This is a genomic window from Pseudomonas sp. HMSC066A08 (assembly GCF_001813025.1).
In the GTDB taxonomy this organism is placed as follows: domain Bacteria; phylum Pseudomonadota; class Gammaproteobacteria; order Pseudomonadales; family Pseudomonadaceae; genus Pseudomonas; species Pseudomonas aeruginosa.
Window position 1 is genome coordinate 134,696 of record NZ_KV811280.1, and the last position, 25,966, is coordinate 160,661.

The 25,966-nt window shown below is 65.3% G+C and carries 22 protein-coding genes and 1 other RNA gene; 20 read left to right on the plus strand and 3 right to left on the minus strand.

Translation table 11 applies throughout. The features are described 5' to 3' along the window. Both HMPREF2886_RS06320 and HMPREF2886_RS06325 read right to left on the minus strand, forming a co-directional pair. Positions 1–257: YraN family protein (locus tag HMPREF2886_RS06320; protein WP_070746975.1), on the minus strand; the 257-nt coding region annotated here is incomplete at its 3' end. Continuing rightward, positions 254–2,068 carry a penicillin-binding protein activator gene (locus HMPREF2886_RS06325; protein ID WP_070746977.1) on the minus strand — a complete coding sequence of 605 codons (1,815 nt, stop codon included), beginning with the start codon at positions 2,066–2,068 and terminating at the stop codon, positions 254–256. The genes HMPREF2886_RS06320 and HMPREF2886_RS06325, both read right to left, overlap by 4 nt. 126 nt (positions 2,069–2,194) lie before the next feature. On the opposite strand from HMPREF2886_RS06325, the gene rsmI reads away from it, so the two are divergent. The 18 genes from rsmI to lpxC all read left to right on the plus strand — a co-directional run bounded on the left by rsmI (position 2,195) and on the right by lpxC (position 21,501). After that, a complete protein-coding gene (gene rsmI, locus HMPREF2886_RS06330; protein WP_033970556.1) occupies positions 2,195–3,043 on the plus strand; it encodes a 16S rRNA (cytidine(1402)-2'-O)-methyltransferase in 849 nt (282 codons plus the stop codon). A 40-nt stretch (positions 3,044–3,083) separates the two neighbouring features. Beyond that, an RNA gene (gene rnpB, locus HMPREF2886_RS06335) (RNase P RNA component class A) lies at positions 3,084–3,433 on the plus strand. Positions 3,434–3,747: 314 nt separating this feature from the next. Continuing rightward, the gene (gene mraZ / locus HMPREF2886_RS06340; protein ID WP_003103101.1) at positions 3,748–4,203 is read left to right on the plus strand and encodes a division/cell wall cluster transcriptional repressor MraZ; all 456 of its coding nucleotides are present in this window, start codon (positions 3,748–3,750) and stop codon (positions 4,201–4,203) included. 2 nt (positions 4,204–4,205) lie between these two features. After that, positions 4,206–5,147 carry a 16S rRNA (cytosine(1402)-N(4))-methyltransferase RsmH gene (rsmH, locus tag HMPREF2886_RS06345; protein ID WP_004348010.1) on the plus strand — a complete coding sequence of 314 codons (942 nt, stop codon included), beginning with the start codon at positions 4,206–4,208 and terminating at the stop codon, positions 5,145–5,147. Further along, positions 5,144–5,437 (plus strand): cell division protein FtsL, encoded by a 294-nt coding sequence (gene ftsL, locus HMPREF2886_RS06350; protein WP_003094142.1) that lies wholly within the window; start codon positions 5,144–5,146, stop codon positions 5,435–5,437. The genes rsmH and ftsL overlap by 4 nt, the downstream gene beginning before the upstream one ends. Further along, positions 5,434–7,173 carry a peptidoglycan D,D-transpeptidase FtsI gene (gene ftsI, locus HMPREF2886_RS06355; protein WP_003094139.1) on the plus strand — a complete coding sequence of 580 codons (1,740 nt, stop codon included), beginning with the start codon at positions 5,434–5,436 and terminating at the stop codon, positions 7,171–7,173. Before ftsL ends, ftsI begins: the two co-directional genes overlap by 4 nt. Beyond that, positions 7,173–8,636 carry a UDP-N-acetylmuramoyl-L-alanyl-D-glutamate--2,6-diaminopimelate ligase gene (locus HMPREF2886_RS06360; RefSeq protein WP_033970564.1) on the plus strand — a complete coding sequence of 488 codons (1,464 nt, stop codon included), beginning with the start codon at positions 7,173–7,175 and terminating at the stop codon, positions 8,634–8,636. The genes ftsI and HMPREF2886_RS06360 overlap by 1 nt, the downstream gene beginning before the upstream one ends. Continuing rightward, a complete protein-coding gene (gene murF / locus HMPREF2886_RS06365) occupies positions 8,629–10,005 on the plus strand; it encodes a UDP-N-acetylmuramoyl-tripeptide--D-alanyl-D-alanine ligase (RefSeq protein WP_070746979.1) in 1,377 nt (458 codons plus the stop codon). Before HMPREF2886_RS06360 ends, murF begins: the two co-directional genes overlap by 8 nt. Then, the gene (gene mraY, locus HMPREF2886_RS06370) at positions 10,005–11,087 is read left to right on the plus strand and encodes a phospho-N-acetylmuramoyl-pentapeptide-transferase (protein ID WP_003094129.1); all 1,083 of its coding nucleotides are present in this window, start codon (positions 10,005–10,007) and stop codon (positions 11,085–11,087) included. The genes murF and mraY overlap by 1 nt, the downstream gene beginning before the upstream one ends. A gap of 13 nt (positions 11,088–11,100) precedes the next feature. Continuing rightward, the gene (gene murD / locus HMPREF2886_RS06375; protein WP_033970572.1) at positions 11,101–12,447 is read left to right on the plus strand and encodes a UDP-N-acetylmuramoyl-L-alanine--D-glutamate ligase; all 1,347 of its coding nucleotides are present in this window, start codon (positions 11,101–11,103) and stop codon (positions 12,445–12,447) included. After that, positions 12,447–13,646 (plus strand): putative lipid II flippase FtsW, encoded by a 1,200-nt coding sequence (gene ftsW, locus HMPREF2886_RS06380; protein WP_033970574.1) that lies wholly within the window; start codon positions 12,447–12,449, stop codon positions 13,644–13,646. The genes murD and ftsW overlap by 1 nt, the downstream gene beginning before the upstream one ends. After that, positions 13,636–14,709, plus strand: a complete 1,074-nt coding sequence (murG, locus tag HMPREF2886_RS06385; RefSeq protein ID WP_003103107.1) for an undecaprenyldiphospho-muramoylpentapeptide beta-N-acetylglucosaminyltransferase — start codon at positions 13,636–13,638, stop codon at positions 14,707–14,709. Before ftsW ends, murG begins: the two co-directional genes overlap by 11 nt. Beyond that, positions 14,702–16,144 (plus strand): UDP-N-acetylmuramate--L-alanine ligase, encoded by a 1,443-nt coding sequence (gene murC, locus HMPREF2886_RS06390; RefSeq protein ID WP_003094121.1) that lies wholly within the window; start codon positions 14,702–14,704, stop codon positions 16,142–16,144. Before murG ends, murC begins: the two co-directional genes overlap by 8 nt. Beyond that, positions 16,141–17,100 carry a D-alanine--D-alanine ligase gene (locus tag HMPREF2886_RS06395; RefSeq protein WP_003103113.1) on the plus strand — a complete coding sequence of 320 codons (960 nt, stop codon included), beginning with the start codon at positions 16,141–16,143 and terminating at the stop codon, positions 17,098–17,100. Before murC ends, HMPREF2886_RS06395 begins: the two co-directional genes overlap by 4 nt. Positions 17,101–17,103: 3 nt before the next feature. Next, positions 17,104–17,967 (plus strand): cell division protein FtsQ/DivIB, encoded by an 864-nt coding sequence (locus HMPREF2886_RS06400; RefSeq protein ID WP_003094118.1) that lies wholly within the window; start codon positions 17,104–17,106, stop codon positions 17,965–17,967. A 21-nt stretch (positions 17,968–17,988) separates the two neighbouring features. After that, positions 17,989–19,242, plus strand: coding sequence for a cell division protein FtsA (gene ftsA / locus HMPREF2886_RS06405; RefSeq protein ID WP_058179525.1), 1,254 nt, complete (start codon positions 17,989–17,991; stop codon positions 19,240–19,242). A gap of 50 nt (positions 19,243–19,292) precedes the next feature. After that, a complete protein-coding gene (ftsZ, locus tag HMPREF2886_RS06410; RefSeq protein ID WP_003094113.1) occupies positions 19,293–20,477 on the plus strand; it encodes a cell division protein FtsZ in 1,185 nt (394 codons plus the stop codon). Between the two features lie 112 nt (positions 20,478–20,589). Then, positions 20,590–21,501 carry a UDP-3-O-acyl-N-acetylglucosamine deacetylase gene (gene lpxC, locus HMPREF2886_RS06415; RefSeq protein WP_003094111.1) on the plus strand — a complete coding sequence of 304 codons (912 nt, stop codon included), beginning with the start codon at positions 20,590–20,592 and terminating at the stop codon, positions 21,499–21,501. A gap of 60 nt (positions 21,502–21,561) precedes the next feature. Here the strand turns inward: lpxC and HMPREF2886_RS06420 are convergent, their stop codons facing one another. Beyond that, complete coding sequence (locus HMPREF2886_RS06420; RefSeq protein WP_057388433.1) at positions 21,562–22,023, minus strand: DciA family protein; 462 nt, start codon at positions 22,021–22,023, stop codon at positions 21,562–21,564. Between the two features lie 80 nt (positions 22,024–22,103). On the opposite strand from HMPREF2886_RS06420, the gene HMPREF2886_RS06425 reads away from it, so the two are divergent. Both HMPREF2886_RS06425 and secA read left to right on the plus strand, forming a co-directional pair. Next, positions 22,104–23,027, plus strand: coding sequence for a M23 family metallopeptidase (locus HMPREF2886_RS06425; RefSeq protein ID WP_033970577.1), 924 nt, complete (start codon positions 22,104–22,106; stop codon positions 23,025–23,027). 133 nt (positions 23,028–23,160) lie between these two features. After that, a complete protein-coding gene (gene secA / locus HMPREF2886_RS06430; protein ID WP_003112752.1) occupies positions 23,161–25,911 on the plus strand; it encodes a preprotein translocase subunit SecA in 2,751 nt (916 codons plus the stop codon). Positions 25,912–25,966 lie beyond the last annotated feature (55 nt).

Sequence of the window (25,966 nt, forward strand, 5' to 3'; positions counted from 1 at the left end):
AAAAGTTCGGCGGAGAGAATCAGGCGCTGCCGCTTGCGCGCGTCGATGCTCTCCAGAGCTCCGCCCCAGGCGCGATGCCGGCGGGAGCGGACTTCGACGAATACTACTGTATCGCCGTCGAGCATGACCAGATCGAGCTCTCCGCGGCGACAGGTCCAATTCTTGCCAAGTGTGGCAAGGCCCTGTCGTCGTAGATGGGCGCAGGCCAGTTCCTCGGCCTGGCGCCCCTTGTCCCGGGAGCTTTCCCTATCGGTCAAAAGCTGGTGGTCCCCAGCGGCTGGACCTGGCCATTGCGGAATTCGGCCCATTGCAACTGGCGTTCGATGCGTTGGGTCGGATTCAGGCTCAGGGTACCGGTCAGGCCGTCGATCTGCAGGCTCGGCACGGCCTTCAGTTCAGGCAGTCGCGGAGCGAGGCGGTAGGCGTCGACGCCCATGGCGTAGAGGCGGCCCATGCTGCCGTTGGCCTGGGGCCATTGGGCGGCGACCTGCTGGCGGGTCGGGTCGCTGGGGTTGAGCAGCCACGGGGTCTCGCAGAAGCGGATGCCGTTGAGGTCCTGGTCCTGGGTCGGGTTGTTGGTCCCGGTGTAGAGGTGCGAAGTGGCGTAGACCGGAAGGTCGCCGGCGTACTGGAAAGCCAGGGTCGGCTTGATCTGGCGCGCCTGCTGCGGGGTGGCGGCGAGGAACACGAAGTCGATGTCCTGGCGGCGCGACGGCTGGGTGGCGATCTGGCTGCCGAGGGCGCCCTGCAGGCGCTGGGCGCGGCCTTCGCTCTGGCGCAGTTGCAGGAGGTCGGCGATCTGTTGCGCCAGTTGTACCGGCTGGTCGACATGCTCGGCGGCGATCAGGCTACCGCCCGCGGACTGCCAGCTCTGGCTGAAGGCGGCCAGGACGCGGTCGCCCCATTCACCGCGCGGCACCAGCGCTACGGCCCGGCGCATGCCGTCGCCCCAGGCCTGGCTGGCCACCGCGCGCGCTTCGTCCTCGGCGGCCAGGCCGAACTGGAACAGCTGCGCCGGGCCTTCCTGGCTGTTGTCGCTGTAATTCAGCGCGAGGGTGGTGATCGGCAGTTGCTCGCGGCTGGCGAGTTGCTTGACCAGCGGCTTCTCCAGTGGACCGACGACCAGTTCGACGCCATCGGCCTGGGCCTGGCGATAGAAGTCATCTAGCGAGCGCACCTGGGTACTGTCGTAGAGCTTGATCGAAGGTGGGTTCTGGCCGGCCTGCTGGGCCTGGAAGTGGGCGGCGAGGAATCCGTCCTGCAGGGCCCGGGCGACGTTGGCCAGCTGCCCCTGCTGGGGTAGCAGGAGGGCGATGCGGGTCAGCGGCTGCTGGGACAGCGTCTTGAGTTTCTCCAGCGCCGCCGGCAAGTGCTTGGCCGCGGGGTGCTCGGGGTTCTGCTGTTGCCAGCTCTCGATGCTGGCCTGCTGTTGCTGCAGGGTCGGCGAGGTCTTGGTGATGCGTGCCAGGGCCAGCCAGCCGCTGAGGTCGCCTTCGTTGGCGCTCGGTTGCAACTGGTCGACCGGCAGGCTGCTGACCAGGGTCCAGATCTTTTCCTGGTTCTCGATCACCGCCGGGCCCTCGAGCAGCGGTGCGAAGTAGATGCGCTCCTTGGCTGCGGCAAGGATCTGGCCGTCGGCGGCGAGGGCCTGGGCCTTGGCGCGCTGGGTACGAACCTGCTGGGTCACCGGCAGTTCGCTGAGATGCTGCATGCTCGGATGCTGCAATGCCTGCAGGGCGGCCTTGGGCTTGCTGCGGGCGAGGGCCAGTTCGGCGTTCAGGGTGCTGGCGAAGATCTGCTGGGCCGGCTTCAGGCTTTCCAGCGGGATTTGTCCCAGGATGGCGGTGGACCTGGCGAGGTCCTTCTGCTGGTAGGCAAGGTCCGCTGCCGAGAGGCGCAGCAGCGCCGCTTCCTCGGGCTTGCTCTGGCTGGCCTGTTGCAACAACTGCTCGATGCTGGCATTCGGCGTACGGGGAAGTTCGCCCAGTCCGGAATTGGACGAGGTCGCGCAGGCGGTCAGCAGACCGGCCAGGATCAGAGCAGAAAGCGGACGCAGGCAAGCGATCATATAGGGCTTCTCATGGCGCATTCACGAAGAGTCGCCGATTGTACCGGAGGCCCGCCTCGGGTGCGATGGCGGCACCCTGAATCGCGATACAATGCCACCTTTTCAGATAGCTCCCGAGGTATTTTCGTGTCAGCAGGCACTCTGTTCGTAGTGGCGACCCCGATCGGCAATCTCGACGACATCACCCCGCGCGCCCTGCGGGTGCTGCGGGAGGTGGCCCTGGTGGCTGCGGAGGATACCCGCCATTCGATCCGGCTGTTCCAGCACTTCGGCATCGAGACGCCATTGGCGGCCTGCCACGAGTACAACGAGCGCGAGGAGGGCGGGCGCTTCATCTCCCGGCTGCAGGGTGGGGAGGACGTCGCGCTGATCTCGGACGCCGGTACCCCGCTGATTTCCGATCCCGGCTTCCACCTGGTGCGCCAGGCACAGGCGCTGGGTATCCGGGTGGTCCCGGTGCCGGGTTCCTGCGCGCTGATCGCGGCGCTGTCGGCGGCGGGATTGCCGTCGGACCGGTTCGTCTTCGAAGGTTTCCTGCCCGCCAAGGCTGCGGGGCGACTCAGCCGCCTCCAGGCGGTACAGGAAGAGCCGCGCACGCTGATTTTCTACGAGGCGCCCCATCGTCTGCTGGAAAGCCTGGCGGACATGCGCGACGTGTTCGGCGGGGAGCGCCGTGCGGTGCTGGCGCGGGAGCTGAGCAAGACCTTCGAGACCATTCGCAGCCTGCCGTTGGCCGAACTGCACGATTGGGTCGCGTCGGACAGCAACCAGCAGCGCGGCGAGTGCGTTGTGCTGGTGGCGGGGTGGCAGGCGCCGGACGGCGAGGAATCGATCGGTGCGGAGGCGCTCAGGGTGCTCGACTTGCTGCTTGCCGAGTTGCCGTTGAAGAAAGCCGCGGCGCTGGCGGCGGAAATCACCGGGGTGCGAAAAAACCTTTTGTATCAACAGGCTTTGCAGCGCCGAGGGAAGAGTTGAGCTTGTTCTTCGCGCCTGCTCCCGCTAACCTTGTCGGCGGAGAGTCGATTGGACAGTCGCTGTCGCGCAATAGCGCGGTGGAGGAAAGTCCGGGCTCCATAGGGCAGAGTGCCAGGTAACGCCTGGGAGGCGCGAGCCTACGGAAAGTGCCACAGAAAATAACCGCCTAAGCGCAACAGCGCCGGTAAGGGTGAAAAGGTGCGGTAAGAGCGCACCGCACGGCTGGCAACAGTGCGTGGCTAGGTAAACCCCACTCGGAGCAAGACCAAATAGGAATCCATTGGCGCGGCCCGCGTTGGATTCGGGTAGGTCGCTTGAGGCGTATAGTGATGTGCGTCCCAGAGGAATGGCTGTCCTCGACAGAACCCGGCTTATAGATCGACTCTCCCACTTCTTCCCACTCTCTTCGCTTTTTCCCGGTTTTATCCGTCCGTCGCAAAAGCGAAAAGCCGCAACTCTTGATAAATCACTTTAAGTTCGAAGGCTAAGACTTTGGACTTATTGTGTTTTGTCATCTCTTTTACTTCTAAAAGCGCTCCGCAACCTTCCAAAAGCACGCTAAATCTCCGTCCTGTAAGGATTTTTCACTTCTGACGCGCCTTGACGGTGGGGAGTGTGGATTTCTATAGTGTGCAGAAGTGGTATGAAGTGGGTAAAAGTGGGATCAATTGGCATGGAAAGCCAACCACAGGGGAAGCGCTGACGTGTTTCGCGGAGCTAATGCCATAAGTCTCGACGCCAAAGGGCGCCTCGCGATGCCGAGTCGGTATCGTGACGAGCTCGTTTCGCGTTGTGCCGGCCAGCTCATCGTCACTATCGACGCAGTCGACCCCTGCCTCACCGTCTACCCCTTGCCCGAATGGGAACTGATCGAAGCCAAGCTGCGCGAGCTGCCTTCTTTGCGAGAAGAAACGCGGCGCCTGCAGCGGCTGCTGATCGGTAATGCCGTCGATCTGGAACTGGACGGAAACGGGCGTTTCCTGATTCCGCCGCGCCTGCGCGAGTACGCCAAGCTGGACAAGCGGGCGATGCTGGTGGGGCAACTGAACAAGTTTCAGTTGTGGGATGAGGATGCCTGGAACGCCATGGCTGAAGCCGACCTGGCGGCAATCAAACAACCCGGTGGGCTGCCGGACGAACTACGCGACCTGATCCTTTGACTATGAATGCCACCTACCGCCATATCACCGTTCTGCTCGAGGAGGCCGTTTCCGCACTGGCCCCGCGGGAGGACGGCTGCTATCTGGACGGTACCTTCGGAAGAGGGGGCCATAGTCGAGCCTTGCTCGAGAAACTGGGCGCCGGGGGACGCCTGCTCGGATTCGACAAAGATCCCCAGGCCATCCAGACAGGAAAAGCATTGGCGGCCGAAGACGGCCGCTTCGTCATTGTGCAGCGCTCGTTCGCCGAACTGGGCGATGAGGTGCGCGCACGCGGTCTCGAAGGGCGGGTCGATGGCGTCCTGCTCGACCTTGGCGTGTCGTCGCCGCAACTCGACGATCCCGAGCGCGGCTTCAGCTTCCTCAACGATGGTCCGCTGGACATGCGCATGAATCCCGGTCAGGGCATCAGCGCAGCGGAGTTCATCGCCAACGCCGCCGAAGAGGAAATCGCCCGGGTCTTCAAGGAATATGGCGAAGAGCGCTTCGCCAAGCGGATGGCCCGCGCCATCGTGCAGCGCCGCCAGGAGCGCCCGTTCGAACGGACCGCCGATCTGGCCGAAGTGATCACGGTTGCCAACCCCGCCTGGGAGAAGGGCAAGAATCCGGCGACCCGCGCATTCCAGGGTCTGCGCATCCATGTGAACAATGAGCTGGGCGATCTCGAGCGTGGCCTTGACGCCGCGCTCGAATCGCTGGCCGTCGGTGGCCGGCTGGTGGTGATCAGTTTCCATTCCCTGGAAGATCGCATCGTCAAGCTGTTCATGCGCAAGCACGCCAAGGGCGAGGCGGACAACCTGCCGCGCGACCTGCCGATCCGCTCCAAGGTCTTCGAGCCGCGCCTGAAGCTGTTGGGCAAGCCGCAGTACGCTTCGGAAGAAGAACTCAAGGCCAACCCGCGCTCGCGCAGCGCGGTCATGCGCGTGGCGGAGAAGCTGAGATGAGCCGTCTCTTCGTCAAGCGCCTGCCTACCGGCAGCTTCCTCATGTTGCTGCTTTATATAGGTCTGCTGCTCTCGGCGATTGCCGTGGCCTACAGCACCTACTGGAACCGGCAACTGCTCAACTCGCTGTATTCCGAGCTGAGCGTGCGCGACAAGGCGCAGGCCGAGTGGGGCCGGTTGATTCTCGAGCAGAGCACCTGGACCGCCCATAGCCGCATCGAAAGCCTGGCGGTGGAACAGTTGCGCATGCGCGTTCCCGACCCGGCCGAGGTCAGGATGGTGGCGCCATGAAACTGAATTATTTCCAGGGCGCCCTCTACCCATGGCGGTTCTGCGTGATCGTCGGCCTGCTGCTGGCGATGGTCGGCGCCATCGTCTGGCGAATCGTCGACCTGCACGTGATCGACCATGACTTCCTCAAGGGCCAGGGCGACGCGCGTAGCGTGCGGCATATCGCCATCCCTGCGCACCGGGGCCTGATCACGGACCGCAACGGCGAACCGCTGGCGGTGAGCACACCGGTCACCACCCTGTGGGCCAACCCCAAGGAGCTGATGACCGCCAAGGAACGCTGGCCGCAACTGGCGGCGGCGCTCGGGCAGGATACCAAGCTGTTCGCCGACCGCATCGAGCAGAACGCCGAGCGCGAGTTCATCTACCTGGTCCGTGGGCTGACCCCGGAGCAGGGCGAAGGCGTGATCGCCCTGAAGGTGCCCGGCGTGTACTCCATCGAGGAGTTTCGGCGTTTCTACCCGGCTGGCGAAGTGGTGGCCCATGCGGTCGGCTTCACCGATGTCGACGACCGCGGTCGCGAAGGTATCGAACTGGCTTTCGACGAATGGCTGGCCGGCGTGCCGGGCAAGCGCCAGGTGCTCAAGGATCGCCGTGGCCGCGTGATCAAGGACGTGCAGGTCACCAAGAATGCCAAGCCGGGCAAGACCCTGGCGCTGTCCATCGACCTGCGCCTGCAGTACCTGGCTCATCGCGAACTGCGCAACGCTCTGCTGGAGAACGGCGCCAAGGCCGGCAGCCTGGTGATCATGGACGTGAAGACCGGGGAGATCCTGGCCATGACCAACCAGCCCACCTACAACCCGAACAATCGTCGTAACCTGCAGCCGGCGGCCATGCGCAACCGGGCGATGATCGACGTGTTCGAGCCGGGCTCGACGGTCAAGCCGTTCTCGATGAGCGCGGCGCTGGCCAGCGGGCGCTGGAAACCCAGCGATATCGTCGACGTCTACCCGGGCACCCTGCAGATCGGCCGCTACACCATTCGCGACGTATCGCGCAATTCGCGGCAACTCGATCTCACCGGCATCCTGATCAAGTCGAGCAACGTCGGCATCAGCAAGATCGCCTTCGACATCGGCGCCGAATCCATCTACTCGGTCATGCAGCAGGTCGGCCTCGGGCAGGACACGGGGTTGGGCTTCCCCGGCGAGCGCGTCGGCAACCTGCCCAACCACCGCAAGTGGCCGAAGGCGGAAACCGCGACCCTGGCCTACGGCTACGGTCTCTCGGTAACCGCGATCCAGTTGGCGCATGCCTATGCGGCCCTGGCCAACGACGGCAAGAGCGTGCCGCTGAGCATGACCCGAGTCGACCGCGTGCCGGATGGCGTGCAGGTGATTTCGCCGGAAGTGGCTTCCACTGTGCAGGGCATGCTGCAACAAGTGGTCGAGGCCCAGGGCGGGGTGTTCCGCGCCCAGGTGCCGGGTTACCACGCCGCCGGCAAGAGCGGGACCGCGCGCAAGGTCTCGGTCGGCACCAAGGGCTATCGGGAAAACGCCTATCGCTCGCTGTTCGCCGGTTTCGCCCCAGCCACCGATCCGCGCATCGCGATGGTCGTGGTGATCGACGAGCCGAGCAAGGCGGGCTACTTCGGCGGCCTGGTCTCGGCGCCGGTGTTCAGCAAGGTCATGGCTGGCGCGCTGCGCCTGATGAACGTGCCGCCGGATAACCTGCCGACGGCCACCGAACAGCAGCAGGTCAATGCTGCGCCCGCAAAAGGAGGGCGTGGCTGATGCCCATGAGCCTGAACCAACTGTTTCCCCAGGCCGAGCGCGATCTGCTGATCCGCGAGCTGACCCTGGATAGCCGCGGCGTTCGTCCGGGCGACCTGTTCCTGGCGGTGCCGGGCGGGCGCCAGGATGGTCGTGCGCACATCGCCGATGCCCTGGCCAAGGGCGCGGCTGCCGTCGCATACGAGGCGGAAGGCGCCGGAGAGCTGCCGCCCGGCGATGCGCCGCTGATCCCGGTGAAGGGGCTGGCCGCGCAACTGTCGGCGGTCGCCGGGCGTTTCTACGGCGAACCGAGCCGCGGGCTGGACCTGATCGGCGTCACCGGCACCAACGGCAAGACCAGCGTCAGCCAACTGGTGGCCCAGGCCCTGGATCTGCTCGGCGAGCGCTGCGGTATCGTCGGCACCCTCGGCACCGGTTTCTACGGCGCCCTGGAAAGCGGCCGGCACACCACGCCGGACCCGCTCGCGGTGCAGGCCACGCTGGCCACGCTGAAGCAGGCCGGCGCCCGCGCGGTGGCGATGGAAGTGTCTTCCCACGGCCTCGACCAGGGCCGCGTGGCGGCGCTCGGTTTCGATATCGCGGTATTCACCAATCTGTCCCGCGACCACCTCGACTATCACGGTTCGATGGAAGCCTATGCCACCGCCAAGGCCAAGCTGTTCGCCTGGCCGGGCCTGCGCTGCCGGGTGATCAACCTGGACGACGATTTCGGCCGTCGACTGGCCGGCGAGGAACAGGACTCGGAGCTGATCACCTACAGCCTCACCGACAGCTCGGCGTTCCTCTATTGCCGCGAAGCGCGCTTCGGCGACGCCGGCATCGAGGCGGCGCTGGTCACTCCGCACGGCGAGGGTCTGCTGCGCAGCCCGTTGCTCGGCCGTTTCAACCTGAGCAACCTGCTGGCGGCGGTCGGTGCGTTGCTTGGCCTGGGCTATCCGCTGGGCGATATCCTCCGTACCTTGCCGCAACTGCAGGGGCCGGTCGGGCGCATGCAGCGCCTGGGAGGCGGCGACAAGCCGCTGGTGGTGGTGGACTACGCGCATACTCCCGACGCCCTGGAAAAAGTCCTGGAGGCTCTGCGTCCGCACGCGGCCGCGCGCCTGCTGTGCCTGTTCGGCTGCGGCGGCGATCGCGATGCCGGCAAGCGTCCGCTGATGGCTGCGATCGCCGAACGCCTGGCGGATGGGGTGCTGGTCACCGACGACAACCCACGCACCGAGGCCAGTGCGGCGATCATCGCCGATATCCGCAAAGGCTTCGCTGCCGCCGACAAGGTTACCTTCCTGCCGTCGCGCGGTGAGGCGATCGCCCACCTGATCGCTTCCGCTGCGGTGGATGATGTGGTGCTCCTGGCCGGCAAGGGTCACGAGGATTATCAGGAGATCGACGGCGTACGCCATCCGTTCTCCGACATCGAGCAGGCCGAGCGCGCCCTGGCCGCCTGGGAGGTGCCGCATGCTTGAGCCTCTTCGCCTCAGCCAGTTGACGGTCGCGCTGGACGCCCGCCTGATCGGCGAGGACGCCGTCTTTTCGGCGGTTTCCACCGACAGCCGCGCCATTGGGCCCGGCCAACTGTTCATTGCCCTGAGTGGGCCACGTTTCGACGGCCATGACTATCTCGCCGAGGTTGCCGCCAAGGGCGCGGTGGCTGCGCTGGTGGAGCGCGAAGTCGCCGACGCGCCCCTGCCGCAATTGCTGGTGCGCGATACCCGTGCGGCCCTGGGACGACTGGGCGCGCTGAACCGGCGCAAGTTCACCGGCCCGCTGGCGGCCATGACGGGCTCCAGCGGCAAGACCACGGTCAAGGAGATGCTCGCCAGCATCCTGCGTACCCAGGCCGGCGATGCCGAGTCGGTGCTGGCTACCCGTGGCAATCTGAACAACGACCTCGGCGTACCGCTGACCCTGCTGCAACTGGCGCCGCAGCACCGTAGCGCAGTGATCGAGCTGGGCGCCTCGCGCATCGGCGAGATCGCCTACACGGTCGAGCTGACCCGCCCGCACGTGGCGATCATCACCAATGCCGGCACCGCCCATGTCGGCGAGTTCGGCGGACCGGAGAAGATCGTCGAGGCGAAGGGCGAGATACTCGAAGGGCTGGCCGCCGACGGCACCGCCGTGCTGAACCTGGACGACAAGGCCTTCGACACCTGGAAGGCCCGCGCCAGCGGCCGTCCGTTGCTGACGTTCTCCCTCGACCGGCCCCAGGCCGATTTCCGTGCCGCCGATCTGCAGCGCGATGCGCGCGGCTGCATGGGTTTCAGGCTGCAGGGCGTAGCGGGTGACGCGCAGGTCCAGCTCAACCTGCTGGGGCGGCACAATGTCGCCAATGCCCTGGCTGCCGCCGCTGCCGCCCATGCGCTGGGCGTGCCGCTGGGTGGGATCGTCGCCGGGCTGCAGGCGCTGCAACCGGTCAAGGGCCGCGCGGTAGCGCAACTGACCGCCAGCGGGCTGCGTGTGATAGACGACAGCTACAACGCCAACCCCGCGTCAATGCTGGCGGCGATTGATATACTGAGCGGCTTTTCCGGGCGCACCGTCCTGGTCCTCGGAGACATGGGCGAACTCGGTTCCTGGGCCGAGCAGGCCCACCGCGAGGTGGGCGCCTACGCCGCTGGCAAGGTGTCCGCGCTTTATGCGGTCGGACCGCTGATGGCCCGCGCCGTACAGGCGTTCGGCGCCACGGGCCGGCACTTCGCCGACCAGGCCAGCCTGATCGGGGCGCTGGCCACCGAACAACCGACAACCACCATTTTGATCAAGGGTTCCCGCAGTGCGGCGATGGACAAAGTCGTCGCGGCGCTGTGCGGTTCCTCCGAGGAGAGTCACTAATGCTCCTGCTGCTGGCCGAATACCTGCAACAGTTCTACAAGGGCTTCGGCGTCTTCCAGTACCTGACCCTGCGCGGCATTCTCAGCGTGCTCACCGCGCTGTCGCTATCGCTGTGGCTGGGGCCCTGGATGATCCGTACCTTGCAGATCCGCCAGATCGGCCAGGCCGTGCGCAATGACGGTCCGCAGTCGCACCTGTCGAAGAAGGGCACCCCGACCATGGGCGGCGCCCTGATCCTTACCGCCATCGCCATCAGCACGCTGCTGTGGGCGGATCTTTCCAACCGCTACGTGTGGGTGGTGCTGGTCGTTACCCTGCTGTTCGGTGCCATCGGCTGGGTGGACGACTACCGCAAGGTGATCGAGAAGAACTCACGCGGCCTGCCGAGCCGCTGGAAGTATTTCTGGCAATCGGTGTTCGGTATCGGCGCAGCCGTGTTCCTCTACATGACTGCCGAAACCCCGATCGAGACCACCCTGATCGTGCCGATGCTGAAGAGCGTCGAGATCCAGTTGGGCATCTTCTTCGTGGTCCTGACCTACTTCGTTATCGTCGGTTCGAGCAATGCGGTGAACCTCACCGACGGTCTCGACGGCCTGGCGATCATGCCGACGGTAATGGTTGCCGGCGCGCTGGGCATCTTCTGCTACCTGTCGGGCAACGTGAAGTTCGCCGAGTACCTGTTGATTCCCAACGTACCGGGCGCCGGTGAGCTGATCGTGTTCTGCGCCGCGCTGGTCGGCGCCGGCCTCGGCTTCCTCTGGTTCAACACCTATCCGGCGCAGGTCTTCATGGGCGACGTCGGCGCGCTGGCGCTGGGCGCCGCGCTGGGCACCATCGCGGTGATCGTGCGCCAGGAGATCGTGCTGTTCATCATGGGGGGGGTGTTCGTCATGGAAACCCTCTCGGTGATGATCCAGGTCGCTTCCTTCAAGCTGACCGGACGCCGCGTCTTCCGCATGGCGCCGATCCATCACCATTTCGAACTGAAAGGCTGGCCGGAGCCGCGCGTGATCGTGCGCTTCTGGATCATCACCGTGATCCTGGTGCTGATCGGCCTCGCCACCCTGAAGCTGCGTTGAGGACGAAGAGAGCATGAGCCTGATCGCCTCCGACCACTTCCGCATCGTTGTCGGCCTCGGCAAGAGCGGCATGTCCCTGGTGCGCTACCTGGCGCGCCGTGGCCTGCCTTTCGCCGTGGTCGATACCCGAGAGAGCCCGCCGGAGCTGGCCACCCTGCGTGCCCAGTATCCGCAGGTGGAAGTGCGTTGCGGCGAACTCGACGCCGAGTTCCTCTGCTCCGCCCGCGAACTCTACGTCAGCCCCGGCTTGTCGCTGCGCACCCCCGCGCTGGTACAGGCCGCCGCGAAAGGCGTGCGCATCTCCGGCGACATCGATCTCTTCGCCCGCGAGGCGAAGGCACCGATCGTCGCCATCACCGGTTCCAACGCGAAGAGCACCGTGACCACCCTGGTGGGCGAAATGGCGGTGGCCGCGGACAAGCGTGTCGCCGTCGGCGGCAACCTCGGCACACCGGCGCTCGACCTGCTGGCCGACGACATCGAGCTGTACGTGCTGGAGTTGTCGAGCTTCCAGCTGGAAACCTGCGATCGCCTCGGCGCCGAGGTCGCGACCGTGCTGAACGTCAGCGAAGACCATATGGATCGCTACGACGGCATGGCTGACTACCACCTGGCCAAGCACCGGATCTTCCGCGGTGCCCGCCAGGTCGTGGTGAATCGCGCCGATGCCCTGACCCGACCGCTGATCGCCGATACCGTGCCGTGCTGGTCGTTCGGCCTGAACAAACCGGACTTCAAGGCTTTCGGCCTGATCGAGGAGGACGGCCAGAAGTGGCTGGCGTTCCAGTTCGACAAGCTGCTGCCGGTCGGCGAACTGAAGATCCGTGGCGCCCACAACTACTCCAACGCGCTCGCCGCGTTGGCGCTGGGGCATGCGGTCGGCCTGCCGTTCGACGCCATGCTCGGCGCGCTGAAGGCGTTTTCCGGCCTGGCTCATCGCTGCCAGTGGGTACGCGAGCGGCAGGGCGTGAACTACTACGACGATTCCAAGGCCACCAACGTCGGCGCCGCCCTGGCGGCGATCGAGGGGCTGGGTGCCGACATCGACGGCAAGCTGGTGCTGCTCGCCGGCGGAGACGGCAAGGGCGCCGATTTCCATGACCTGCGCGAGCCGGTCGCGCGTTTCTGCCGCGCGGTGGTACTGCTCGGCCGCGACGCCGGGCTGATTGCCCAGGCGCTGGGTAACGCGGTACCGCTGGTGCGTGTCGCAACGCTGGACGAGGCAGTCCGGCAGGCCGCCGAGCTGGCCCGCGAAGGCGATGCGGTGCTGTTGTCGCCGGCCTGCGCGAGCCTGGACATGTTCAAGAACTTCGAAGAACGCGGACGCCTGTTCGCCAAAGCCGTGGAGGAGCTAGCGTGATGCTGTCGGTGTTGCGCCCCTTTCCGTCGCCGCTGTTGAGCCGGCACGGCATCGACCTGGACTTCCCGCTGCTGGCGGGTTGCCTGGCGCTGCTCGGCCTCGGCCTGGTGATGGTGACTTCCGCCTCTTCCGAGGTGGCGGCGGCGCAGTCGGGCAACCCGCTGTACTTCTCCGTCCGTCACCTGATCTACCTGGTGATCGGCCTGATTTCCTGCGGCCTGACCATGATGGTCCCGATGGCCACCTGGCAGCGTTGGGGCTGGAAGCTCTTGCTGGTCGCCTTCGGCCTGCTGGTGCTGGTGGTCACCCCCGGCATCGGCCGCGAGGTGAACGGCTCGATGCGCTGGATCGGCTTCGGCCTGTTCAACATCCAGCCTTCGGAGATCGCCAAGGTTTGCGTGGTGATCTTCATGGCCGGCTACCTGATCCGTCGCCAGCAGGAGGTCCGCGAAAGCTGGATGGGCTTCTTCAAGCCCTTCGTGGTGTTGCTGCCGATGGCCGGCCTGCTGCTGCGCGAGCCGGACTTCGGCGCCACCGTGGTAATGATGGGCGCCGCCGCGGCCATGCTGTTCCTCGGCGGGGTGGGGCTATTCCGCTTCGGCCTGATGGTGCTGCTGGCGGTCGGCGCGGTGGTCCTGCTGATCCAGACCCAGCCCTACCGGATGGCGCGCCTGACCAACTTCACCGACCCCTGGGCCGACCAGTTCGGCGCCGGCTATCAGTTGAGCCAGGCGCTGATCGCCTTCGGCCGCGGCGGCTGGTTGGGCATGGGACTGGGCAACAGCATCCAGAAGCAGTTCTACCTGCCGGAGGCGCACACCGACTTCGTCTTCGCCGTGCTTGCAGAGGAGCTGGGCATCGTCGGCGCCCTGGCGACCGTCGCACTGTTCGTGTTCGTCAGCCTGCGCGCGCTGTACATCGGCATCTGGGCCGAGCAGGCCAAGCAGTTCTTCTCCGCCTACGTGGCCTACGGGCTGGCCTTCCTCTGGATCGGCCAGTTCCTGATCAACATCGGGGTGAACATCGGCCTGCTGCCGACCAAGGGCCTGACCCTGCCGTTCCTCAGCTACGGCGGCAGCTCGCTGGTGATCTGCTGTGCCTGTCTGGGGATGTTGCTGCGCATCGAATGGGAACGGCGAACCCACCTGGGTAGCGAGGAATATGAGTTCAACGAAGAGGACTTTGCCGATGAAAGGTAACGTCCTGATCATGGCGGGTGGCACCGGCGGACACGTGTTCCCGGCACTCGCCTGTGCGCGGGAGTTCCAGGCGCGCGGCTATGCCGTGCACTGGCTGGGGACGCCGCGCGGCATCGAGAATGATCTGGTACCCAAGGCTGGCCTGCCGTTGCACCTGATCCAGGTCAGCGGGCTGCGCGGCAAAGGCTTGAAGTCGCTGGTCAAGGCGCCGCTGGAACTGCTTAAGTCGCTGTTCCAGGCGCTGCGGGTGATCCGCCAACTGAGGCCGGTCTGCGTGCTCGGCCTGGGCGGCTATGTCACCGGCCCGGGCGGCCTGGCCGCGCGCCTCAACGGCGTGCCGCTGGTGATCCACGAGCAGAACGCCGTGGCCGGCACCGCCAACCGCAGCCTGGCGCCGATCGCCAGGCGCGTCTGCGAGGCATTCCCGGATACCTTCCCGGCCAGCGACAAGCGCCTGACCACCGGCAACCCGGTGCGCGGCGAGTTGTTCCTCGACGCGCACGCCCGCGCGCCGCTGACCGGCCGTCGGGTCAATCTGCTGGTGCTCGGCGGCAGCCTTGGCGCCGAACCGCTGAACAAGCTGTTGCCAGAGGCCCTGGCGCAGGTGCCGCTGGAAATCCGTCCGGCAATCCGCCATCAGGCCGGTCGTCAGCATGCCGAGATTACCGCCGAGCGTTATCGCACAGTGGCGGTCGAAGCGGACGTCGCGCCCTTCATCAGCGACATGGCCGCGGCCTATGCCTGGGCCGACCTGGTGATCTGCCGCGCCGGCGCGCTGACCGTCAGCGAGCTGACGGCGGCGGGATTGCCGGCCTTTCTGGTGCCGTTGCCTCACGCGATCGACGACCACCAGACCCGCAATGCCGAGTTCCTGGTACGCAGCGGCGCCGGCCGCCTGCTGCCGCAAAAGTCTACCGGCGCGGCCGAACTGGCCGCGCAGCTGTCCGAGGTCCTGATGCATCCCGAAACCCTGCGCTCCATGGCAGACCAGGCACGCAGCCTGGCGAAACCCGAGGCTACCCGGACGGTGGTCGATGCCTGCCTGGAGGTGGCCCGTGGTTAAAGAACCGAATGGCGTCACCCGGACCATGCGCCGTATCCGCCGCATCCATTTCGTCGGCATCGGCGGCGCCGGCATGTGCGGGATCGCCGAGGTGCTGCTGAACCTCGGCTACGAGGTATCCGGCTCGGACCTCAAGGCCTCGGCGGTGACCGAGCGCCTGGAGAAGTTCGGCGCGCAGATCTTCATCGGCCACCAGGCGGAAAACGCCGACGGCGCCGACGTGCTGGTGGTGTCGAGTGCCATCAACCGGGCCAACCCGGAAGTGGCCTCGGCCCTGGAACGGCGGATTCCGGTGGTACCGCGTGCGGAAATGCTCGCCGAGCTGATGCGCTACCGGCACGGCATCGCGGTAGCCGGCACCCACGGCAAGACCACCACTACCAGCCTGATCGCCTCGGTATTCGCCGCCGGCGGCCTGGACCCGACCTTCGTCATCGGCGGCCGGCTGAACGCCGCCGGGACCAACGCCCAGCTCGGCGCCAGCCGCTACCTGGTGGCCGAGGCCGACGAGAGCGACGCCAGCTTCCTGCACCTGCAACCGATGGTCGCGGTGGTCACCAATATCGACGCCGACCACATGGCGACCTATGGCGGCGACTTCAACAAGCTGAAGAAGACCTTCGTCGAGTTCCTCCACAACCTGCCGTTCTACGGACTGGCGGTGATGTGCGTGGATGACCCGGTGGTGCGCGAGATCCTCCCGCAGATCGCCCGCCCGACCGTGACCTACGGCCTCAGCGAAGACGCCGACGTGCGCGCGATCAACATCCGCCAGGAAGGCATGCGCACCTGGTTCACCGTGTTGCGCCCGGAGCGCGAGCCGCTGGACGTCTCGGTGAACATGCCCGGCCTGCACAACGTGCTGAATTCCCTGGCGACCATCGTCATCGCTACCGACGAGGGCATCTCCGACGAAGCCATCGTCCAGGGGCTGTCCGGCTTCCAGGGCGTGGGCCGGCGCTTCCAGGTCTACGGCGAGCTGCAGGTCGAGGGCGGCAGCGTGATGCTGGTGGACGACTATGGGCACCATCCGCGCGAAGTCGCCGCGGTGATCAAGGCGATCCGTGGCGGGTGGCCGGAGCGTCGCCTGGTGATGGTCTACCAGCCGCATCGCTATACCCGTACCCGCGACCTGTACGAAGACTTCGTGCAGGTGCTGGGCGAAGCCAACGTGCTGCTGTTGATGGAGGTCTATCCGGCCGGCGAAGAGCCGATCCCGGGAGCCGACAGCCGCCAGCTGTGCCACAGCATCCGCCAGCGCGGCCAGCTCGACCCGATCTACTTCGAGCGCGACGCCGACCTGGCGCCGCTGGTCAAGCCGCTGCTGCGCGCTGGCGACATCCTGCTTTGCCAGGGCGCTGGCGATGTCGGCGGCCTGGCCCCGCAACTGATCAAGAACCCGCTGTTCGCCGGCAAGGGAGGGAAGGGCGCATGAACCTTTGCCTCGATAGCCTGCTGAACGGCACCCAGGATCCCAAGGCGTTCGGCCGCGTCGCCGTGCTGTTCGGCGGCAAGAGCGCCGAGCGCGAGGTGTCGCTGAAGTCCGGCGCGATGGTCCTGCAATCCCTGCTGGCCGCCGGGGTCGATGCCTTCGGCATCGATGTCGGCGAAGACCTGCTGCAACGCCTGGTCGAGGAGAAGATCGACCGTGCCTTCATCATTCTCCACGGTCGTGGCGGCGAGGATGGCAGCATGCAGGGCCTGCTCGAGTGCGCGGGCATTCCCTACACCGGCAGCGGCGTGCTGGCCTCGGCGCTGGCGATGGACAAGCTGCGGACCAAGCGGGTCTGGCTCAGCCTCGGCCTGCCGACCCCGGACTACGCGGTGCTGGCCAGCGAGGATGACTGCCGCGAAGCGGCGCAGCGACTGGGTTTCCCGCTGATCGTCAAGCCGGCTCACGAAGGCTCGAGCATCGGCATGGCCAAGGTCGGCGGGCTCGACGAATTGATCGCGGCGTGGCGCGAAGCGGCCCGCTACGACTCGCAGGTGCTGGTCGAGCAGTGGATCAGCGGTCCGGAATTCACCGTGGCGACCTTGCGCGGGCAGGTGCTGCCGGCGATCCGCCTGGGTACGCCGCACACCTTCTACGACTACGACGCCAAGTACCTGGCCAGCGATACCCGCTACCAGGTGCCCTGCGGTCTCGACGAGGCCAAGGAACGCGAGCTGAAGGAACTCACCGCGCGCGCCTGCGACGCCCTGGGCATCCAGGGCTGGGGGCGGGCGGACGTGATGCAGGACGCCGAAGGGCGTTTCTGGCTGCTTGAAGTCAACACCGCACCGGGCATGACCGACCACAGCCTGGTGCCTATGGCCGCGCGGGCAGCCGGCCTGGATTTCCAGCAACTGGTGCTGGCGATCCTGGCCGATAGCCGCGAGGCGAGGGGATAAGCCATGAACGGCGTACTGCTCCGTCATCAGCAACCCGGTGGACTCGGCCGCGCTCCGCGCAAGCCGATGCCGCGCGGCGCCAGCCGTCTGGTGGCCAAGGAACCGCTGAGCGTGCGCCTGCCGAAAGCCGACTTCAGTTTCCTCAAGTACCTGGCCTGGCCACTGTTGCTGGCCGTTCTCGGCTATGGCGCCTATCGCGGCGCCGAGTACATCCTGCCGTACGCCGACCGGCCGATCGCCAAGGTCAGTGTCGAGGGCGACCTCAGCTACATCAGCCAGCGCGCGGTGCAGCAGCGGATTTCCCCGTACCTGGCGGCGAGCTTCTTCACCATCGACCTGGCGGGCATGCGCGGGCAACTGGAACAGATGCCCTGGATCGCCCACGCCGAGGTGCGCCGGGTGTGGCCGGACCAGGTGGTGATCCGCCTGGACGAGCAACTGCCGATCGCGCGGTGGGGCGACGAAGCGCTGCTGAACAACCAGGGACAGGCTTTTACGCCAAAGGAGCTGGCGAATTATGAACATCTGCCCCGCTTGCATGGTCCACAGCGGGCGCAACAGCAGGTGATGCAGCAATATCAGTTGCTCAGCCAGTTGCTGCGTCCCCTCGGGTTCTCCATCGCCCGCCTGGAAATGAGCGATCGCGGCGGTTGGGCGCTGACCACGGCCCAGGGCGTCGAGATCCAGATCGGGCGCGACCACGTGGTAGACAAGATTCGCCGCTTCGTAAGCATCTACGACAAGGCACTCAAAGATCAGATTTCGAACATTGCGCGGATCGACCTGCGTTACCCCAACGGCCTCGCCGTTGCGTGGCGCGAGCCGGTCACGCCCGCGACGGTGGCCACGGCCAGCGCCGTGCAGTGAGTTGAGGAGACAGTAATAACCATGGCAAGCGTGCAGAGCGGCAAGATGATCGTCGGCCTCGACATCGGTACCTCCAAGGTGGTGGCGCTGGTGGGCGAGGTGACGGCCGATGGCCAGCTGGAGGTCGTTGGCATCGGTACTCATCCGTCCCGCGGCCTGAAGAAGGGCGTGGTGGTGAACATCGAGTCCACCGTGCAGTCGATCCAGCGCGCCATCGACGAGGCCCAGCAGATGGCCGGCTGCCGTATCCACTCGGCGTTCGTCGGCATCGCCGGCAACCACATCCGCAGCCTCAATTCCCACGGCATCGTGGCGATCCGCGATCGCGAGGTGAACCCGGCGGATATCGAACGGGTATTGGATGCCGCCCAGGCGGTGGCGATCCCGGCGGACCAGCGGGTGCTGCATACCCTGGCCCAGGATTACGTGATCGATAACCAGGAAGGCGTGCGCGAGCCGCTGGGCATGTCCGGGGTGCGCCTGGAAGCCAAGGTGCACGTGGTGACCTGCGCGGTGAATGCCTCGCAGAACATCGAGAAGTGCGTGCGCCGCTGCGGCCTCGAGGTCGACGACATCATCCTCGAGCAGTTGGCCTCGGCCTATTCGGTGCTGACCGAGGACGAGAAGGAGCTGGGCGTGTGCCTGGTGGATATCGGCGGCGGCACCACCGATATCGCGATCTTCACCGAAGGCGCGATCCGCCATACCGCGGTGATCCCGATAGCCGGCGACCAGGTCACCAATGACATCGCCATGGCCCTGCGTACGCCGACCCAGTACGCGGAAGAGATCAAGATCCGCTACGCCTGTGCCCTGGCCAAGCTGGCCGGTGCCGGCGAGACCATCAAGGTGCCCAGCGTCGGCGACCGACCGCCGCGCGAACTGTCGCGCCAGGCCCTGGCCGAAGTGGTCGAGCCTCGTTACGACGAGCTGTTCACCCTGGTCCAGGCCGAGCTGCGCCGCAGCGGCTACGAGGACCTGATCCCGGCCGGGATCGTCCTCACCGGCGGCACCTCGAAGATGGAAGGCGCGGTCGAGCTGGCCGAGGAAATCTTCCACATGCCGGTACGCCTCGGCGTGCCGTATAGCGTGAAGGGCCTCACCGACGTGGTGCGCAACCCGATCTATTCGACGGGCGTCGGCCTGCTGATGTACGGACTGCAGAAGCAGTCCGATGGCATGTCGATGTCCGTTTCAGGCAGCAACTACAGCAGCGACGAACCCAAGGCACCTGTCCTGGAGCGGCTCAAACGCTGGGTCCAGGGCAATTTCTGATTCAACGCGGTAACAGTAGGCGACAAAACTAGAAAGGAAGGAGAGGGGAAATGTTTGAACTGGTCGATAACATCGCACAAACCGCCGTCATAAAAGTGATCGGTGTAGGTGGTGGTGGCGGCAACGCCGTCAATCACATGGCCAAGAACAACGTCGAGGGCGTCGAGTTCATCTGCGCCAACACCGACGCACAAGCGCTGAAGAACATCGCGGCGCGCACCGTTCTGCAACTCGGCCCGGGCGTCACCAAGGGGCTGGGTGCCGGCGCCAATCCGGAAGTCGGTCGTCAGGCGGCCCTGGAAGATCGCGAGCGCATTTCCGAAGTGCTGGAAGGCGCCGACATGGTCTTCATCACCACCGGCATGGGTGGCGGCACAGGTACCGGCGCCGCGCCGATCATCGCCGAAGTGGCGAAGGAAATGGGCATCCTCACCGTCGCGGTGGTGACCCGTCCGTTCCCGTTCGAAGGTCGCAAGCGCATGCAGATCGCTGACGAGGGCATCCGCGCGCTGGCCGAGAGCGTCGATTCGCTGATCACCATCCCGAACGAGAAGCTGCTGACCATCCTCGGCAAGGATGCCAGCCTGCTGGCCGCCTTCGCCAAGGCCGATGACGTGCTGGCCGGTGCCGTGCGCGGTATCTCCGACATCATCAAGCGTCCGGGCATGATCAACGTCGACTTCGCCGACGTGAAGACCGTCATGAGCGAAATGGGCATGGCGATGATGGGTACCGGCTGCGCCAGCGGTCCGAACCGTGCCCGCGAGGCCACCGAGGCGGCAATCCGCAACCCGCTGCTGGAAGACGTCAACCTGCAGGGCGCGCGCGGCATCCTGGTGAACATCACCGCGGGTCCGGACCTGTCCCTGGGCGAGTACTCCGATGTCGGCAACATCATCGAACAGTTCGCTTCCGAGCACGCCACTGTGAAGGTGGGCACCGTGATCGACGCGGACATGCGCGATGAGCTGCACGTCACCGTAGTCGCCACCGGCCTGGGCGCGCGCCTGGAGAAACCGGTGAAGGTCGTCGACAACACCGTGCAGGGCAGTGCAGCCCAGGCAGCCGCTCCGGCCCAGCGCGAGCAGCAGTCGGTGAACTACCGCGACCTCGACCGTCCTACCGTGATGCGCAACCAGTCTCACGGCAGCGCGGCGACCGCGGCCAAGCTGAACCCGCAGGATGACCTGGATTACCTGGATATCCCGGCGTTCCTGCGTCGTCAGGCCGATTGAAGTAATTAATCAGGAGTAGAGATGTGATTGGTGTTCAGCAAAGGCCGGTTCTGCTATCATCGCCGGCCATTGTTGAAAACAGTTCGCAGTCAGCGCTTAAGCGGCCAAAGCCATGATCAAACAACGCACCTTGAAGAACATCATCCGGGCTACTGGCGTCGGTCTGCACTCGGGGGAAAAGGTTTACCTGACCCTGAAACCGGCGCCGGTGGACACCGGTATCGTGTTCTGCCGCACCGACCTGGATCCGGTAGTGGAAATCCCGGCCCGGGCCGAGAACGTCGGCGAAACCACCATGTCGACCACCCTGGTCAAGGGTGACGTCAAAGTGGATACGGTGGAGCACCTGCTCTCGGCCATGGCCGGCCTGGGTATCGACAACGCCTACGTCGAGCTGTCCGCTTCGGAAGTGCCGATCATGGATGGCAGCGCTGGTCCGTTCGTATTCCTGATCCAGTCCGCCGGATTGCAAGAGCAGGAAGCTGCCAAGAAGTTCATCCGCATCAAGCGCGAAGTCAGCGTGGAAGAGGGCGACAAGCGCGCCGTCTTCGTTCCGTTCGACGGCTTCAAGGTCAGCTTCGAGATCGATTTCGATCATCCGGTCTTCCGTGGTCGCACCCAGCAGGCCTCGGTCGATTTCTCCAGTACTTCCTTCGTCAAGGAGGTCAGCCGCGCCCGTACCTTCGGGTTCATGCGCGACATCGAGTACCTGCGTTCGCAGAACCTGGCACTCGGCGGTAGCGTGGAGAACGCGATCGTGGTCGACGAGAACCGCGTGCTCAACGAAGACGGCCTGCGTTACGAGGACGAGTTCGTCAAGCACAAGATCCTGGATGCCATCGGCGACCTGTATCTGCTCGGCAACAGTCTTATCGGCGAGTTCCGTGGCTTCAAGTCCGGCCATGCCCTGAACAACCAACTGCTGCGTACGTTGATCGCAGACAAGGATGCTTGGGAAGTGGTGACCTTCGAAGACGCGCGTACCGCGCCTATTTCCTATATGCGCCCGGCGGCGGCAGTGTAGGAAAACTCTCCTTTCCATATTTGGAGGCCACCTCAGGGTGGCCTCTTTTTATTTCGGGATTTATTCTTGCCGGCTTTTCTCGGCGCGGCTTGCCAGCCGCTCGAGCGCTTCCCGCAGGCGTGGATTGCCGACGATGTCGGCGGATTCGCGAAGGTTTTCCGCCGCGACGGCAGACAGGGTCAAGCTGCGACGTGCCGCACGTTGTGTGGACGTGGTGGGTTGCACCTTGAAAAGGATTTTCGCTAAGTTCCCGAATTCTTCGAAAGCCTGCAGCTGCCGCTGCAGGCGCCGCTGCTGATAGCGCAGGCGTGTGGCCCAGTGGCCATCGGTGACGATCAGCAGCAGGCAACCGCCGCGCCACGAAGCCACATGGCAGTACGGGCGCGCCGCCGGTTGCAACTGGCTTTCCAGCAGTTGCTGCAGGCGGCAGATGCGCTGGGCTTCGGCGAACAGCATCTGCAGCGGCCTGGCCTGGCGCAGCAACTGGGTCGATGCCTGGGCGGGCAAGGGACGAAAAGACATGGCGGGAAGCCTGGGGGTTACTGAGTCGGAATGGTAGCAGAAAGCGTTTCGCTACTGCCGGCCTGTATTAAGGATAAGTCATGCACATCATTTTTCTGAGCCGGCACCATGGGGCCGCTCGCTCCGTCCATCTGCAGCCGCGGTTGCTGATGCTGGCCGGGGCCTGCGTGGTCGGTGCCAGCCTGTTGGCCGGGGGCTTCATGGGCGCCTGGCTGTTCCGCGCGCCGGCTCCGCTGGCCGGCATCGAAGTCGATGCCGCGCTGCAGGCGCAGAGCGCCGAGATCAGCAGCGCCCGCGAGGACGCGCAGCGGCAGATGGACGCACTGAGCGTGCATCTCGGCGAACTGCAGGCACGTCTGGTTCGGCTGGATGCCCTCGGCGAACGTCTCACCGAGCTGGCCGACGTCGACCCCGACGAGTTCGATTTCTCCCTGAGCGTCGGCCAGGGTGGGGTCGACGAACCGCTGGAGGGCAGCGCCTATGCCCCGCCGTCGTTCATGGCGACGCTGGACGAACTGGCGGCACGCCTGGATACCCGCGAGCAGCAGCTCGAGGTGCTGGAGCAACTGCTCGCCGACAAGCACATCAGCCAGTCGACCTACCTGGCCGGCCAGCCGGTGCGCCAGGGCTACATCTCCTCGCCGTTCGGGCGCCGGGTCAATCCGGTGAGCGGCCGCCTGAGTATGCACAAGGGCATCGACTTCGCCGCGCCGGCCGGCAGCGACGTGGTGGCCGTGGCGGCGGGTGTGGTGACCTGGTCCGGGCGCAAGAACGGCTATGGCAACGTGGTCGAGGTCGGGCACGCCGATGGCTATACCACGTTGTATGCCCATAACCAGAAGAACCTGGTCGAGGTCGGTGACCTGGTCAAGCGCGGCCAGGTGCTGGCCAAGGTCGGCAGCACCGGACGCTCCACCGGCTACCACGTACATTTCGAAGTGATGAAGGATGGCCGGGTAATGAATCCGCAAAGCTTCATCGCACGCGCGTCTGTTTCCGAGTGAGCGACGCGCATTGATCTGCTGTACTTTTCTCATACCCGTTTCCGGGTAGAATGTTCTCTTTCATGCCGTTGATCGGCACGGGCCGCCGGATGGGTGAGCCTTCCATTCCCCACGTGTGGATGACCAAGTCGATATGTTTGCGCCTTTGTTGAAGAAACTCTTTGGAAGCAAGAACGAGCGTGATGTAAAGCGCATGGCCAAGGCTGTACAGGCCATCAATGCGCTCGAGCCCCAGATGGTGGCGCTCTCCGACGAGCAGTTGAAGGCGAAAACGGCTGAATTCCAGCAGCGCTACGCCAAGGGCGAAACGCTCGACCAATTGCTGCCCGAAGCCTTCGCCGTGGTTCGCGAGGCTGGCAAGCGGGTGATGGGCATGCGCCATTTCGACGTGCAGTTGATCGGCGGCATGACCCTGCACGACGGCAAGATCGCCGAAATGCGTACCGGCGAGGGCAAGACCCTGGTGGGCACTTTGCCGGTGTACCTCAACGCGCTGTCCGGCAAGGGCGTGCACGTGGTCACGGTGAACGACTACCTGGCGCGCCGCGACGCCAACTGGATGCGCCCGCTGTACGAGTTCCTCGGCCTCAGCGTCGGCGTGGTCACTCCCTTCCAGCCGCCGGAAGACAAGCGCGCCGCCTACGCCGCCGACATCACCTACGGCACCAACAACGAATTCGGCTTCGATTACCTGCGCGACAACATGGCCTTCAGCCTGGACGACAAGTTCCAGCGCGAGCTGAACTTCGCCGTGGTCGACGAAGTGGACTCGATCCTCATCGACGAGGCGCGTACCCCGCTGATCATCTCCGGCCAGGCCGAAGACAGCTCCGAGCTGTACATCAAGATCAACAAGCTGATCCCGCGTCTCAAGCGCCAGGTCGAAGAGGTCGAGGGCAAGCCGACCGAGGAAGGCCACTACAGCATCGACGAGAAGACTCGCCAGGTCGAACTCAACGAGCAGGGCCACCAGTTCATCGAAGACCTGTTGAGCCAGAACGGTCTGCTCGGCGAAGGCGAGAGCCTCTACTCGGCGCACAACCTGAGCCTGCTGACCCACGTCTACGCAGCGCTGCGCGCGCACACCCTGTTCCACCGCAACGTCGAGTACATCGTCCAGGGCGACCAGATCCTCCTGATCGACGAGCACACCGGCCGCACCATGCCTGGCCGTCGCCTGTCCGAGGGCCTGCACCAGGCCATCGAGGCGAAGGAAGGCCTGCCGATCCAGGCCGAGAGCCAGACCCTGGCCTCCACCACCTTCCAGAACTACTTCCGCCTGTACAACAAGCTGGCCGGCATGACCGGCACCGCCGATACCGAGGCCTTCGAGTTCCGCCAGATCTACGGTCTCGACGTGGTGGTGATCCCGACCCACCGGCCGATCGCGCGCAAGGACTTCAACGACCTGGTCTACCTGACCCAGGAAGAGAAGTACGCGGCGATCATCACCGACATCAAGCAGTGCCAGGCCCTCGGCCGGCCGATCCTGGTCGGCACCGCGTCGATCGAGAGTTCCGAGTACGTTTCCAAGCTGTTGCAAGAGGCAGGCATCGAGCACAAGGTGCTCAACGCCAAGTACCACGAGAAGGAAGCCGAGATCATCGCCCAGGCCGGCGCGCCCGGTTCGGTGACCATCGCCACCAACATGGCCGGCCGCGGTACCGACATCCTCCTCGGCGGTAACTGGGAAGTCGAAGTCGCGGCCCTGGAGAACCCCACCGAGGAGCAGATCGCCCAGATCAAGGCCGAATGGCAGAAGCGCCACCAGCAGGTGATCGAGGCGGGCGGCCTGCACGTGATCGCCTCCGAGCGCCACGAGTCCCGCCGGATCGACAACCAGTTGCGCGGCCGCGCCGGTCGTCAGGGCGACCCGGGTTCCAGCCGCTTCTACCTGTCGCTGGAAGACAACCTGATGCGGATCTTCGCCTCCGACCGGGTGAAGAACTTCATGAAGGCGCTGGGCATGCAATCCGGCGAGGCGATCGAGCACCGCATGGTGACCAATGCCATCGAGAAGGCCCAGCGCAAGGTCGAAGGGCGCAACTTCGACATCCGCAAGCAACTGCTGGAATTCGATGACGTAGCCAACGAGCAGCGCAAGGTGATCTACCACATGCGCAACACCCTGCTGTCGGCAGAGGACGTGGGCGAGACCATCAAGGAATTCCGCGAGGAAACCCTCAGCGCCACCATCAACCAGCACATTCCGCCGCAGTCGCTGCCCGAGCAGTGGGACATCGAAGGCCTGGAGGCTGCGCTGTACAGCGACTTCGCCGTACGCCTGCCGATCCAGCAGTGGCTGGACGAAGACGACAAGCTGTACGAGGAAACCCTGCGTAGCAAGATCCTCGAGCAGATCGTCGCCGCCTACTACGAGAAGGAAGAGCTGGCCGGCGCCGAAGCCCTGCGCGCCTTCGAGAAGCAGATGCTGCTGCGGGTGCTGGACGACCTGTGGAAGGACCACCTGTCGACCATGGACCACCTGCGGCACGGCATCCACCTGCGTGGCTACGCGCAGAAGAATCCGAAGCAGGAATACAAGCGCGAGTCCTTCACCCTGTTCCAGGAGCTGCTGGACTCGATCAAGCGCGACACCATCCGCGTGCTGTCCCATGTCCAGGTCCGTCGCGAAGACCCGGCCGAAGAGGAGGCTCGCCTGCGTCGCGAGGCGGAGGAACTGGCCAAGCGCATGCAGTTCCAGCACGCCGAGGCTCCCTCGATGGAGCAGGCCGTGGCCGGCGAGGAAGAAGAGCTTCCCGAGGGCCCGGCTCCGGTCGTGCCGCTCGAGCCTGTGCGCAACGAGCAGAAAATCGGCCGCAACGAGCCTTGCCCGTGCGGTTCCGGCAAGAAATACAAGCACTGCCACGGGCAGCTGGACTAAGCTTCCCGCCTGGTTCACCAACGCCGCGACCGGTCCTGCCGCTCGCGGCGTTTGT